This window comes from Streptococcus sp. 'caviae', assembly GCF_001937065.1.
Classification (GTDB): Bacteria; Bacillota; Bacilli; order Lactobacillales; family Streptococcaceae; genus Streptococcus.
The window spans coordinates 99903-112960 of record NZ_MOWR01000008.1 but is presented as its reverse complement, the minus strand read 5'-3'; the positions used below and the strand labels follow the sequence as shown (position 1 = coordinate 112960).

Below are 13058 nucleotides of genomic sequence, written 5' to 3'. Positions count from 1 at the left end.
ATATAAGTAAAATTGAAACCCATTTATAAGAAAAACTTATATCCAGTTTAAAGAAAAGATGTTGCAATTTTCACAATCTTTTTTTAAAATAGTATTACATAGCAAAGGAGACATGTATGGTTACTTTTGACAAATCTATTCCTAAAGCGACAGCTAAACGCCTATCACTTTATTATCGTATTTTTAAACGATTCCATTCAGAAAATATTGAAAAGGCAAGTTCTAAGCAGATTGCTGAAGCAATTGGTATCGATTCAGCAACAGTCCGCCGGGATTTTTCTTATTTTGGTGAGCTGGGACGTCGCGGTTTTGGCTATGATGTCAAAAAATTAATGAATTTTTTTGCAGATATTCTCAACGACACCTCTACGACTAATGTACTGCTTGTCGGCGTCGGTAATATCGGCCGTGCTCTTCTCCACTATCGTTTCCACGAGCGCAATAAGATGAAAATTGCCATGGCTTTTGATACTGATGATAATGAGCAGGTCGGCAAGCGGACAGATGACGGTATTCCTATTTATGGTATTTCCAGCATCAAGGATAAGCTGGTCGGAACAGACGTTAAGACGGCTATTTTAACGGTTCCCAGCAGCAAGGCTCAGGAAGTTGCCGATACTTTAGTTGAAGCCGGTATCAAAGGTATTCTATGTTTTTCCCCTGTTCATCTGTCGCTTCCAAAAGGAGTCGTCGCTCAGTATGTTGATTTGACCAGCGAATTACAGACGCTATTATATTTTATGAATCAAGAAAAAAATGCTAAGAACTGACAAAGTAAGGAGGGTCTATGACCAAACCCAGACCAATTATCGGTATATCGGGCAATGAAAGATCTCATGCGAAATTTCCTGATATACTGTGGTCCTATACACCATCCGGCTACGTCAAGGGAGTACAGGAGGCTGGCGGCCTTCCGCTTGTTATTCCTATAAGTGAGCCGGATTTTGCTGCAGCTTATGTTTCCATGGTTGATAAGCTCATTTTAACAGGCGGTCAAAATGTTGACCCTGTTTTTTACGGGGAAGAAAAAGACGCCAGTGACGATGATTTTTATCTAGCGCGTGATTTGTTCGAATTTGCTCTTGTTGAAGAAGCCATTAAACAGGGAAAGCCAATTTTTTCTGTCTGCAGGGGAACACAGCTGATGAATATCGCTTTGGGCGGAACCCTTAATCAAGACATTGAGCACCACTGGCAGGATAAACCCAGTGATTATCTCAGCCAAAACATGCTGGTAAAGACCGGGACTGATCTGGAAAAAATTTACGGGACTTCTACTTCTATCAACTCTTTTCATCATCAGAGTATCAGGCAGCTGGCTGACGACTTGGAAGTTATTGCCTATGATCCTGCTGATGATACTATTGAGGCGGTGATGTCCACCAATCCCGACATAACGTTTTTGGGCGTTCAGTGGCATCCCGAACTCTTGCTTGAATCGCGCGAGGAAGATCGAAAACTTTTTAAATATGTTGTTAAAGAACTTTAGATCAGATCTGTTTCCTCACGAAAGCTGTAGTATTCCTTTTTTCCAACTATAATATGATCCAAAAAAACGATTCCCAGATCATCACAGGATCGTTTTATTTTTTCTGTAAATACCAGATCATTTTCACTGGGATAGGTTGAGCCTGAGGGATGGTTATGAACGACAATCAGCGAAGTTGCCATGCTTTTGCAAGCATAGTGCAGAATTTCTCTGGGCTCGGCAACGGAGCGCCTGACACTGCCGATAAAGATAATTTTCTTTTTAATAATACGGTTCTGCGTATCAAGATAAATGGCCACCAGATGCTCCTGTCTCTTGTCACCCAGCTCAGCCATCATTACTTTGGCTAAGCGTTCGCTGCTTAAAATGCGCTCTTTAAAACTATATTCTGACTGATTGATTCTTTTGGAGAATTCCAGAATGGCCTTGATTTCTATTGATTTTAACTGGCTGATTCCAGCAATAGTCTGCAGTTCTTCGATTGATAGGGTATGAAAGTCCGCGATACTGTCTAAACGCTCTAAAATATTATTGGATAAATTTAAAACATGCTCTTTCCTGGTACCAGTCCTCAGGATAATAGCCAACAGCTCCTGATTGCTGAGGCTTTCAGGACCGTAGGTCAGCAGACGTTCCCGCGGCAGCAGAGCTTCTTTTGTGAATTCAATACTATACATATGGATACCTCCACTACTATTATTCGTATTCATCCATGCGTTTTCCAAACATAATTAAAAAGATTTCTATTGTGCGGAAATAGAAATCTTTTTGATTATATTAAGCAAAGGGCATATGCTGCCAAAACACTGATAATACTGAATAGAGAACCTATGAGGTAGTATTCTGCAAAAGCCTGATTTTTAGAAATTTTATCATAACGCGCAATCGACTTGGCCGTAAAAACCAAACCGATAGAAGCAAACTGGCCAAATAGAAGAAATATTCCCATGATCAAGCGTTCCAGCAAACCAATGGTTGCTCCTGCGCCTGTAATGGTTTCATCGTCATTGACAGTTTTGACCTGATATTTGCTGAAAAATAGCTTAAAGATGATATTGACCGGTTTGGTAATAAGAACCACAAACAAAATTAACTTAAGGCCGTACCGAATATCGTTTAGCCATCCTACTGTGATTTGTTCGCTAAAAAGATAGAGCGCAGTTATCATTAAAAGATGCAGAGCTTGATCAAGAAGAAAAATAGCCTTATCTAATTGCCGCTTATGGTAAAAAGGGTAGAGCAGGAACTTAGCACTATCAATAACGACATGGCTGGCAAAGACCAACAGAGCCAAACCAAAGGATTGGGGAATACACAGACTAATCAAAATCAAAGGCAGGGCAACAATGCAAAGATGTTTGGCCAAATACCGCCAATCACGAGATTTTAAATCTGCCATTTTTTGACTCTGCCATTGAAAATCAGCTAAAAAATGAGCAAGGAAGAGCAAGGTCAGCATAGGGTTATGCGACAGAAAATGTGATACAAGATTTAAATTAATCATTCGCCGCCTCTCCTTCACTTTCAATAGCACCCAGCAATAAATCTGCAGCTGCCTTTTTATTTCTCAGGTAAATTTTTAAACCACTGGATTTGAGACGCTTGTTAAAGCTGCTGGGGCTTAAATGAAGCACCTTGGCCATCTCTTTATTAGAAAACTTTTCTTCATAAATTCCTTGGTGCAGCAGTGCCTCAAGCAGTTCTGCCTGAGTAGCTGTCCATTTTGATTTAATAAATTCACAGGCAGCCAAAACAGCATTGATTTGCCGGGCTGCTTTTTTATCATCTAAAGCTACCGATAAATGGTTGCTGCCGTAATCATTATTGTCATGGATGTAATCAATGGCAGCTCTGGCATGCCAGTAAGCCGGGCCATCTGACCCGATGCTTTGTTTGGGATTGACTGCCGTCAGCATACTGCCTGCTCCAATGCCAAATCTAATTTGATAGGGCCGAAATCCCATGGCAATATCATCAACAATCTGAAAAACATGTCTATTGGGACGCAGTAAGGCCTGAAATTCATCACCCGTTGTTATGGTAAATGGAGATTCCAGTACAGCTTTATAGCGAGAATTGACCCGATCTAAAATATCTTGAAGCTTCTCTTGGCTTTCGGACCGATCTTTTATTTCTCGTGAAGCAATAATATCTCCGATGATCGCTATATGAATCATAGTCCCTCCTTATAATGTCTATTATAACGGAAATTATTAAAAATGTCTGTTATAACGGAAATTTTAAGAAATAGCTGTTTCAGGGAAAATTCCGCCAGAGGTACTGCCGGTTTCAAGAAGCATTTGAGCCCTTATTTTCTTCTTTTCTTAGCCTTTTTCATTTTCTTAGCCATTTTTTTCATGGATTGTTTCATGGCAAATTCTCCGACCTTGCCTTTGAAGCCGCCGCCAAACATCTGACTCATATCCATATTGCCGCCAAGAGCTGACATATCGGGCATTCCGCTTTGTCCCATCATTCCATCGAGAGCTGATGTATCCATATTTTTAGGCATATTATTAGGATTAAGTCCCATTTGTTTCATCATTTTGTTCATATCACCAGACAAGACGCCCTGCATCATTTTTTTAGCCTGATTGAAGTCCTTGATGAATTTATTGACGTTAACAAAAGTATTGCCAGAACCTGCTGCAATACGGCGGCGGCGGCTCGGTGTCAAAAGATCTGGGTTTTCACGTTCAGCAGGTGTCATTGACGATACTATGGCACGTTTTCTGGCGATATCGCGCTCATCAACCTTAACATTAGCAAGTGCCGGATTATTGGCCATTCCCGGAATCATTTTGAGAATATCTTCCATGGGGCCCATATTTTGCACCTGATCTAACTGATCAATGAAATCATTAAAGTCAAAGGTGTTTTCGCGCATTTTTTCAGCAAGCTCTGCCGATTTTTGCTCATCATAGTCCTGACTGGCCTTTTCAATCAAGGTCAAAAGGTCACCCATGCCCAAGATACGCGAAGACATCCGATCCGGATGGAAGGTTTCAATGTCGGTGATCTTTTCACCAGTACCCGTAAATTTGATCGGTTTGCCAGTGATTTGACGGATAGAAAGAGCCGCACCGCCGCGTGTGTCGCCGTCAATCTTGGTCAGAACCAGACCGGTTATTTCCAGCTGATTGTTGAATTCCCGAGCTACATTGGCAGCTTCCTGACCGATCATGCTGTCAACAACCAAGAGAATTTCATTGGGCTGAGCCAGCGCTTTGACATCTCTCAGCTCAGCCATGAGCTTTTCGTCAATTTGCAGGCGTCCTGCTGTATCGATTAAGACATAGTCATTTCGATTTTCTTTGGCCTGAGCCAAACCTGCTCTTACAATCTCAACGGCTGTATGCTCTGTTCCCATTTCAAAAACAGGGACATTGATTTGCTGACCGAGAGTTTTCAATTGGTCAATGGCAGCCGGCCGGTAAATATCTGCAGCGATCATCAGCGGCCGGGCATTTTCTTCCTTGACCAGTTTATTGGCCAGTTTTCCGGCAAAGGTTGTCTTACCAGCTCCTTGGAGTCCGGCCATCATAATGATTGTCGGAATCTTAGGAGACTTTTCCAGTTCAGATGTTTCAGATCCCAGAATCGCTGTCAGCTCTTCATCAACGATTTTAATGATTTGCTGTGATGGATCAAGAGTATCAATAACTTCATGCCCGATAGCGCGCTCACGCACACGCTTGATGAAATCTTTTACAACCGGAAGAGCCACGTCTGCTTCAAGAAGAGCCAGACGGATTTCCTTAGTCACTTCCTGAACATCTTTTTCTGAGAGTTTTCTCTTGCCGCGCAAATTTTTAAAAACACCCTGCAGGCGTTCGGTTAAACTTTCAAAAGCCATTTCATTTTCTCCTTATTGTTGGAAATATTAATCTCGATTGTCAATACTGATAAGAACAGAAATCTTTTCCTGTAGATAAGCATCTTCAGGATACTTGTCCAGCAGATCGTCAAAAATCTCACTGCGAACAATATAGTCAGAATACATGTGCAGTTTCATTTCATAATCTTCTAAGATTTTTTCCGTCCGTTTGATATTATCGTAGACTGCCTGGCGGCTGACCTTAAATTCCTCAGCGATTTCAGCAAGACTGTAATCGTCAGCGTAATAGAGCTCAATGTAGTTCATCTGCTTATCTGTCAGCAGCGCTGCATAGAACTCAAAAAGGGCATTCATACGATTGGTTTTTTCAATTTCCATAAGCTTTATTTTATCATATTTGAGCCCTAAAATCATCTGGCGAGGAAAATAAAATGAGATTAGAACACTTCCTAATCTCATTTTATTGTTATTATTCATAACAGCTGAACTTATTTACTGTCTGTCCAAGAAGCAACTTTTTTAGGATGGTTTTTCACCCATTTTTTAGCTGCCTTCTCAGGTGACATCCCCTTATTAATATCAAGCATGACAGATTCCATATCGTCCTGTGTCCAATTGAAACGGTCAATAATCTTGTTGACTTTAGGCATATCTTTTTTCAGATTCTTCCGAGTAATTGAGTGGATATTTTCCTCGCTGCCAAAGTCTTTTTTAGGATCCTTTAAGTATTTCAGCTTATACTTGGCAAATATCCAGTGAGGAGACCAAGCAGTTACAACGATTTCTTTTTTATTTTTATAAGCTTGATCCAGACTGGTTGTCATCGCTCCTGTCGAAGAAGAAACCAACTCCCAGCCAGACAGGTTGCTATAGGATTTCTGAGCTTTTTGGGCGGCTTTCATAATACCGGCACCTGGTTCGATACCCGTAATTTTTTTATCAGCCTGATCGCTCAAATCTTCGATGCTGTTGACATCTTTCATATAAGTTGGTACAGCAAGTCCAAGTCTGACACCTTTTAGATTTGCTCCTAAATCAACAATATCTTGCTTATACTTTTTGTACTGGTCTGCATGTGTATTGGGCAGCCAGGCACTAACTGCGGCATCGGTTTCACCTTTGGCGATTGACTGCCACATAATAGCATTGTCAAGCGGGGTCATCTCTACTTTGTAGCCCTGTTTTTTCAAAACTTGGGCTAATACATTAGTAGAAGCGACTTCTGAGTCCCATTCAACATAGGTCAATTTGACGGTCTGTCCGGCACCTGCTGAGTCTCCTTGCACAAATAGGCGTGCCAGAGCGGCAAATACAAATAAGGCAAGAGCTGCGACAGCAACGTATGTGTTGGCTTTTGAAGATTTCTGCTTGGCATCTGTTACTTTTTTATTGGCCATCTGGCTGAAGCGGTCAATAATAATAGCTAAGATAACCAAAGCAAGACCATTGACAAAGCCCGATCCGATATCAGCGTGCTGCAGGGCAGATAAAACACCGCGGCCAAGACCGGGAGCTCCGATCATGGAACCTGTGACAACCATGGAAAGTGCCAGCATAATCGTTTGATTGACACCAGCCATAATTGTATTTTTGGCTAAAGGCAGCTCAACCTTGAACAATTTTTGTCTGGGGGTGCTGCCGAAAGCGTCTGCTGCTTCAATCAGCTCTGTCGGAATTTCACGAATGGCAAGATTGGTAAAGCGAACGGTTGGAGGCAAAGCAAAGATAACAGAAGCAAATACCCCCGGAACAATACCAATGCCAAAGAAAGCTACGGCTGGTATCAGGTAAACAAAGGCCGGCATGGTCTGCATGAAGTCCAAAACAGGATTAATCACCTGCTTAACGGTATTGTTCTTTGCCATCCAAATTCCTAAAGGAATCCCGATAACAATGGAAACAAAACTAGATACCAAAACCAATGTGAAAGTATTAATCAGATCTCCCCAGAGGCCCTGATTATAGATAAAGAGCAGGCCGATCAGGGTAAATGACGGCAGCGTCCATTTTTTTCCGGCTAAGAAAAAGGCGGCAACTGTCACCAAAGCAATCAAGAGCAAAGGATTAATAAATGACAGGGTATTTGTAATCCCGTCCATGATAAAGTTACCAACGAACTGGATAAAGCTAAATAATCCAGAAAAAGTATGCGTCAGCCAGTTGGTAAAAGCTTCAATCCATTGAGCAACAGGTAATTTTCCTATTAAAAGTGCATTCAAAACTATTCTTCCCCTCCTTCTTCTGCATCCTCTTTTGTGTTAGCCAGAGCTTCAATAACGCGGCCCTTGATAATGACACCTAAAAGCCGATTATTATCGTCCGTAACTGCGATTGGTGCAGCTGAATCATAAATCAGAGGCATAATATCCGTAATAACAGTATCTTTAGAAACTGTCCGCACATCGCGGTCAACGACATCTGCCAAAGGAACTCCTTTGCGTCTTGCTTCGATAGCAGCTTCTGCGGTAACCGAGCCTACCAATTGACGGCGTCGGTCAGTAGCCATCAGCATGCTGACTTCTTCATTGTGCATTCTGGTCAGGGCCACCTGAGGACCGTCAACTCCAATAAGAGTTGTCAGCGGCTTGATCATGATATTCTGAGCTGTTAACACTTTAGAACGGTCAACATCTTCAACGAATTCACGGACAAAATCATTAGCAGGCTTGGTTAAAATTTCTTCCCCGGTACCAATCTGCATGATTTGCCCATCCTTCATCAAGGCAATACGATCGCCGATTCTCAGAGCTTCATTTAAATCGTGAGTAATGAAGATGATTGTCTTTTGAACCTTCTCTTGTAAGTCCAAAAGTTCATCCTGCATTTCCTTACGAATCAAGGGATCCAAAGCTGAGAAAGCTTCGTCCATCAAAAGAATTTCCGGATCGTTGGCCAGAGCACGCGCCAATCCAACCCGCTGCTGCATACCGCCGGAGAGCTGATTAGGATATTGGTCCTTAAAAGCCAGCAGGTTGGAATTATCAAGAGCACGTTCAGCTAGTTCAACCCGCTCTTCCTTAGGAACACCTCTTAGCTCCAAGCCAAACTCTGTATTTTCTAAAATCGTTTTGTGAGGAAAGAGACCAAAGTTTTGGAAAACCATATTCAGTGCATGCCGTCTAACCTCACGGAGCTCTTCGGCATTCATCTTGGAAATATCGCTGCCGTTGATATAGATATCTCCTGAAGAAGGTTCAATAAGGCGGTTTAACAGTCGGATTAAGGTTGACTTACCTGATCCAGAAAGTCCCATGATGACAAAAACTTCACCTTCTTTGACATCAAAGCTGACATCATAGACCCCCACTGTAGCGCCTGTTTGTTCTAAAATCTCTGTCTTGCTTTTTTGCTGTTTGATCATCTCAAGCGCTGCTTTTTGCTTTTTACCAAAAATTTTGGTGAGATGCTTGACTTCAAGTTTGTTCAAGTATATCCCTCATTTCTAATCTATTTCCAAAAATCAACTGACCACACTATTATATAGTTATATGGTCAGTATGTCAAAGAGAAAGGCAGGCAGAAGCCTGCAATGTTTATTAAATTATTGTGTCATAAGATGTCAAAAAGATTTTTCATGCGGGAAAAAGACCGGTCATCGCCGACAAAGTAGAGGGTGTCGCCCTTTCTGACGGTGGCATAGGGACCCGGCGACAAAAGCAGCTCTTCTTGGCTTTTCAGAGCTACGACTGTTGCTCCCGTTTGATGCCATAAATTTAAATCTGCTAAACTTTTGCCCAGATTAGCACTGTCACTGTTAAGAACTAATTCAAAAGGTTCGAAGGGAAATTTCTTGCGAATCAGACTGGCCTGTGATAAAAAGACCTCAACCATCTTATTCATCGCTTCCAGTTCTTCTTTTTGTTTTTTTAAACTAACTTGAATATTCTGCTTAATCTCCCGTAAACCCGAAGTAGCCTCAAACTGCTCCAGAAATTCGATGGCTTTGTCTCTTGAAACAACAATAACTCCGCTTCCCTGCCTGACTGAAACGATGTCTAAATCAGCCAGCACATTAATCGCCTTTCGGGCAGTTTCTGGAGAAACATTGAAATAACTGGAGAGGGTCGAACGGGATTTTAATTTTTGACCCAGAGGAAATTTACCATCAACAATTCGTTGAGCAATCCCAAGAGCTACTTTTTGATAGCGGGGATTGCTGACCATTTTTTCTTTTGCTGCCATTGCACCTGCTCTACTTATTTTCTAAATAAAATTCAAAACGATCGCCAACATATTGGCTGCGAACATATTCAAAGGGAGTGCCATCCTCAAAAAAAGAAATCTGTGTCAGGCTTAAAACCGCATGACCGCGCGGAATCGCCAGATAATCAGCAGTTGTTTCACTGGCATTGCTGGCCGAAATAGTCTGCTGGCTCTTACCGATGACAAAGCCGTTATCTGTCAGAGTCTGAAAGAAGTGCTTGGTAATTTCTTCTTTTTTGAAATTCTTGATAATTTTTTCAGGGATAGCTGCTACTTCAAAGACGACAGGGATGTCATCGGCATAGCGTACCCGCTCCATTCGAATTACATAGGCATTTGGCTTCACATCCAAAAATTTAATTTCCTGCTCGCTCGGGTGTACCCGCTTATATGAAACGACTTTAGTTGAGGGTATTTTTCCTTGCGATTTGACAATCTCAGTAAAACTGGTCGTTCCCCGCATCTTTTCCTGAACGCGGCTGCTGGCGACATAGGTGCCGCTTCCTACACGGCGCTTTAAAATCCCCTCCTCAACAAGCAGCGTTACAGCCTGCCTGAGCGTCATCCGGCTGACTTCAAAACGGTCTGCCAGATCGCGTTCACTGGGAAGACGGGTACCAATTTTCCACAGTCCCTCATCGATTTCTTTTTTGATTTGATCATGAATCCGAATATAAGCTGGTAGCATGCTCTCTCCTTGTCCACATAAAACGGTTTTGTACTAATGTTACCAAATTTACAGGCCTTTTGCAAAAGCTCTCGAATGCTGAGCGAGCTGATTTGGCAAGGTTTTTTCTGAAAATTGGCTGTCAAATCCTGCAAATTATGCTAAAATAAAGTGATTATGTCTTTGCTAGCCGGCCTAGCAAAACAGTAAAAGAAAGGGAGACAATGACTGACATTAAAGACATTCAAAAAATCATTGTGCTTGACTACGGCAGTCAGTACAATCAACTTATTGCCCGGCGCATTCGTGAATTTGGTGTCTTCTCAGAACTGAGAAGTCACAAGATTACAGCCGATGAAGTTCGGGCTATCAATCCCATCGGTATTATCCTATCCGGGGGGCCAAATTCTGTTTATGCTGATAATGCTTTTGGAATTGATGAGGGTATTTTTGAACTTGGCATTCCCATTCTTGGAATCTGCTACGGAATGCAGCTGCTGACAGATAAACTTGGCGGCAAAGTGGTTCCAGCTGGTCAGACCGGCAACAGCGAATACGGTCAGTCCCTTCTTCGTTTAGCGGCTGATTCAGAGCTTTTTAAAGGAACTCCTGCAGAGCAGACTGTTTTAATGAGCCACGGCGATGCGGTTACCGAAATTCCTCAGGGTTTCCAGTTGATAGGGGACTCTACAGACTGCCCCTATGCTGCTATTGAAAATACCGATAAGAAAATTTTTGGCATCCAATTTCACCCTGAAGTCCGCCATTCTGTTTACGGCAATGATATCCTGCGTAATTTCGCCCTTGATATCTGCGGCGGCAAGGGAGATTGGTCCATGGATAATTTCATCGATATGGAAATCCAAAAAATCCGCGAGCAGGTAGGCAGCCGCAAGGTTCTTTTAGGGCTCTCAGGCGGAGTTGATTCATCTGTCGTCGGTGTTCTTTTGCAGCGTGCTATTGGTGACCAGCTGACTTGTATTTTTGTTGACCACGGTTTGCTTCGTAAAGGTGAGGGCGATCAGGTTATGGAAATGCTCGGCGGCAAATTCGGACTCAATATCATCCGTGTTGACGCTTCAGAACGCTTTTTGGAGCTTTTAGCCGGTGTTGAAGACCCCGAAAAGAAACGAAAAATTATCGGCAATGAATTTGTCTATGTCTTTGATGACGAAGCCAGCAAGCTCAAAGGCGTTGATTTCCTTGCTCAGGGAACACTTTACACAGACGTTATCGAATCGGGTACTGAAACAGCTCAAACCATCAAATCACACCATAATGTCGGCGGTTTGCCTGAAGATATGCAGTTTGAATTAATCGAACCCTTGAACACACTCTTTAAAGATGAAGTAAGAGCGCTGGGCACTGCCCTCGGTATGCCTGATGAAATTGTCTGGCGTCAGCCTTTCCCGGGACCGGGTCTTGCTATCCGTGTCATGGGAGAAATTACCGCAGAAAAATTAGAAACCGTCCGCGAATCCGACGCGATTCTTCGTGAAGAAATCGCTGCAGCAGGTTTAAACAGAGATATCTGGCAGTATTTCACAGTCAATACCGGCGTCCGCTCGGTCGGTGTCATGGGTGACGGACGAACTTATGACTACACTATTGCTATTCGCGCCATCACTTCTATCGATGGTATGACAGCCGATTTCGCCCGTATTCCTTGGGATGTCCTTCAAAAAATTTCCGTTCGCATCGTCAATGAAGTCGACCACGTCAACCGCATTGTCTACGATATCACCAGCAAACCGCCGGCAACGGTTGAGTGGGAATAAGATACTGTTTTTCAGTTTATAGTTATAAAGGCAGGACAAAATGTTCTGCCTTTTTGTCATGTCTTCGAAGCGAGACAAATAAACCACCCGTTAGACGGGCGGTCATGATTATTTCCCCCAGAGAAACCGGATAAGCACTTTATCGAGCTGAGGGTTCTCGTGAAGTTTACTGTGACTGGCTAATTTGCCGCTAAAGCGATGCTCTTTATACGATTTTGCTCTGTCGACAATCAAGTATTTCAGCGTGCGAGAAGATTCATTGGTAACTAATCCATCAGAACCATCTCCTATGTCTCCGTACAGATTTAAAACATCTACCTGATTTTTAGGATAACAGTTTCGCAGTTTCAGCAAACGTTTATAAGCTGCGGTCATCTTATTGGGACGTCCGGTTTTGCTGTCTACTGTCAGTCCCTCAGGCAGCTCATAACCTTTGATGCCATTAAAATGTCCGGCAATATCTACCTGCTTTTGCAGCTGAGGAAGCTTTGCATTTTGAGCATTGGCCAGCAGGTAAAAATGAATCGCCATATTCCCCATGGAATGCCCCACCATATTCATCTTTTTGAAGTGGTAGACAGCCTGCAGCTTGCTGACAACGGCCTTAGTATAGCGGCCGTCAGCTGCATAATCTGTGTTGCGGTTGTCCGCAAAATTGACCTTGACAATCGGATTAATGGCATTTTCAGGAATCTTCCCAACCAAAGCAACCTGTCCTTTGCGGTCAACATTGGCGCGAATAACCGTTTTTGTGACACCGGCATTTTTAGCGGCATTCACCATATGTGTTTCTGCACGGGCACTGCTTCCATAACCATGAAAGAAAATGGTCGGTGTTCTGGACTGAATATAATCAGCTTTATTGAGAGGATGGGCTAGACTTTGATAGGCAAAAAGAGCCAAAATCCCTGCGAGAGCTGCCATTAAGCCGATAAGTAACTGTTTCTTTTTCATTCTACTGCTTTCTTTATTAATTTAAGTCGTTATTTTATCATATTTTTCAGAAAAATTGGGCAAAATGATGTTTCAAATCCTTTAAAATCACAAAAACGGGTTAATCGCACGCCCTTATCTTCTTTAAAG

13 protein-coding genes are annotated in these 13058 nt (G+C 42.5%); 3 read left to right on the top strand and 10 right to left on the bottom strand.

All coding sequences use genetic code 11. The features are described from left to right. Positions 1–116: 116 nt before the first annotated feature. Together BMI76_RS08595 and BMI76_RS08590 are read left to right on the top strand one after the other, a co-directional pair. A complete protein-coding gene (locus BMI76_RS08595; RefSeq protein WP_075347161.1) occupies positions 117–770 on the top strand; it encodes a redox-sensing transcriptional repressor Rex in 654 nt (217 codons plus the stop codon). Between the two features lie 17 nt (positions 771–787). Further along, positions 788–1489, top strand: a complete 702-nt coding sequence (locus BMI76_RS08590) for a gamma-glutamyl-gamma-aminobutyrate hydrolase family protein (protein ID WP_075347160.1) — start codon at positions 788–790, stop codon at positions 1487–1489. Here the strand turns inward: BMI76_RS08590 and radC are convergent. The 9 genes from radC to BMI76_RS08545 all read right to left on the bottom strand — a co-directional run bounded on the left by radC (position 1486) and on the right by BMI76_RS08545 (position 10218). Then, the gene (radC, locus tag BMI76_RS08585) at positions 1486–2166 is read right to left on the bottom strand and encodes a DNA repair protein RadC (RefSeq protein WP_075347159.1); all 681 of its coding nucleotides are present in this window, start codon (positions 2164–2166) and stop codon (positions 1486–1488) included. The genes BMI76_RS08590 and radC overlap by 4 nt on opposite strands. 95 nt (positions 2167–2261) lie before the next feature. Then, positions 2262–2993, bottom strand: a complete 732-nt coding sequence (locus tag BMI76_RS08580; RefSeq protein WP_075347158.1) for a DUF3307 domain-containing protein — start codon at positions 2991–2993, stop codon at positions 2262–2264. After that, entirely contained in the window at positions 2986–3666 is a 681-nt protein-coding gene (locus BMI76_RS08575) for a SatD family protein (protein WP_075347157.1), read from the bottom strand. The genes BMI76_RS08580 and BMI76_RS08575 overlap by 8 nt, the downstream gene beginning before the upstream one ends. A 131-nt stretch (positions 3667–3797) precedes the next feature. Further along, positions 3798–5345, bottom strand: a complete 1548-nt coding sequence (gene ffh, locus BMI76_RS08570; RefSeq protein ID WP_075347156.1) for a signal recognition particle protein — start codon at positions 5343–5345, stop codon at positions 3798–3800. Between the two features lie 27 nt (positions 5346–5372). Continuing rightward, on the bottom strand, positions 5373–5705 hold the full coding sequence (locus BMI76_RS08565; protein WP_057490846.1) for a putative DNA-binding protein: 333 nt from the start codon (positions 5703–5705) through the stop codon (positions 5373–5375). Positions 5706–5815: 110 nt separating this feature from the next. Then, entirely contained in the window at positions 5816–7546 is a 1731-nt protein-coding gene (locus tag BMI76_RS08560; protein WP_075347155.1) for an ABC transporter permease/substrate binding protein, read from the bottom strand. A 2-nt stretch (positions 7547–7548) separates the two neighbouring features. Continuing rightward, positions 7549–8754: a glycine betaine/L-proline ABC transporter ATP-binding protein gene (locus tag BMI76_RS08555; RefSeq protein ID WP_075347154.1), complete on the bottom strand. Its 1206-nt coding sequence runs from the start codon at positions 8752–8754 to the stop codon at positions 7549–7551. Positions 8755–8876: 122 nt separating this feature from the next. Continuing rightward, positions 8877–9509 carry a TrkA C-terminal domain-containing protein gene (locus BMI76_RS08550; RefSeq protein ID WP_075347153.1) on the bottom strand — a complete coding sequence of 211 codons (633 nt, stop codon included), beginning with the start codon at positions 9507–9509 and terminating at the stop codon, positions 8877–8879. A gap of 10 nt (positions 9510–9519) precedes the next feature. Then, complete coding sequence (locus BMI76_RS08545; RefSeq protein ID WP_075347152.1) at positions 9520–10218, bottom strand: GntR family transcriptional regulator; 699 nt, start codon at positions 10216–10218, stop codon at positions 9520–9522. Positions 10219–10421: 203 nt separating this feature from the next. On the opposite strand from BMI76_RS08545, the gene guaA reads away from it, so the two are divergent. Continuing rightward, a complete protein-coding gene (guaA, locus tag BMI76_RS08540; protein WP_075347151.1) occupies positions 10422–11975 on the top strand; it encodes a glutamine-hydrolyzing GMP synthase in 1554 nt (517 codons plus the stop codon). 108 nt (positions 11976–12083) lie between these two features. Here guaA and BMI76_RS08535 read toward each other — a convergent pair whose 3' ends face one another. Next, entirely contained in the window at positions 12084–12929 is an 846-nt protein-coding gene (locus BMI76_RS08535) for an alpha/beta hydrolase (protein WP_075347150.1), read from the bottom strand. Positions 12930–13058: the final 129 nt, after the last annotated feature.

What these genes read in the sequence shown, in the direction of transcription:
- BMI76_RS08595 (WP_075347161.1), top strand. Translation starts at nt 117, where the DNA reads ATGGTTACTTTTGACAAATCTATTCCTAAAGCGACAGCTAAACGCCTA.
- BMI76_RS08590 (WP_075347160.1), top strand. Translation starts at nt 788, where the DNA reads ATGACCAAACCCAGACCAATTATCGGTATATCGGGCAATGAAAGATCT.
- radC (WP_075347159.1), bottom strand. Translation starts at nt 2,166, where the DNA reads ATGTATAGTATTGAATTCACAAAAGAAGCTCTGCTGCCGCGGGAACGT.
- BMI76_RS08580 (WP_075347158.1), bottom strand. Translation starts at nt 2,993, where the DNA reads ATGATTAATTTAAATCTTGTATCACATTTTCTGTCGCATAACCCTATG.
- BMI76_RS08575 (WP_075347157.1), bottom strand. Translation starts at nt 3,666, where the DNA reads ATGATTCATATAGCGATCATCGGAGATATTATTGCTTCACGAGAAATA.
- ffh (WP_075347156.1), bottom strand. Translation starts at nt 5,345, where the DNA reads ATGGCTTTTGAAAGTTTAACCGAACGCCTGCAGGGTGTTTTTAAAAAT.
- BMI76_RS08565 (WP_057490846.1), bottom strand. Translation starts at nt 5,705, where the DNA reads ATGGAAATTGAAAAAACCAATCGTATGAATGCCCTTTTTGAGTTCTAT.
- BMI76_RS08550 (WP_075347153.1), bottom strand. Translation starts at nt 9,509, where the DNA reads ATGGCAGCAAAAGAAAAAATGGTCAGCAATCCCCGCTATCAAAAAGTA.
- BMI76_RS08545 (WP_075347152.1), bottom strand. Translation starts at nt 10,218, where the DNA reads ATGCTACCAGCTTATATTCGGATTCATGATCAAATCAAAAAAGAAATC.
- guaA (WP_075347151.1), top strand. Translation starts at nt 10,422, where the DNA reads ATGACTGACATTAAAGACATTCAAAAAATCATTGTGCTTGACTACGGC.
- BMI76_RS08535 (WP_075347150.1), bottom strand. Translation starts at nt 12,929, where the DNA reads ATGAAAAAGAAACAGTTACTTATCGGCTTAATGGCAGCTCTCGCAGGG.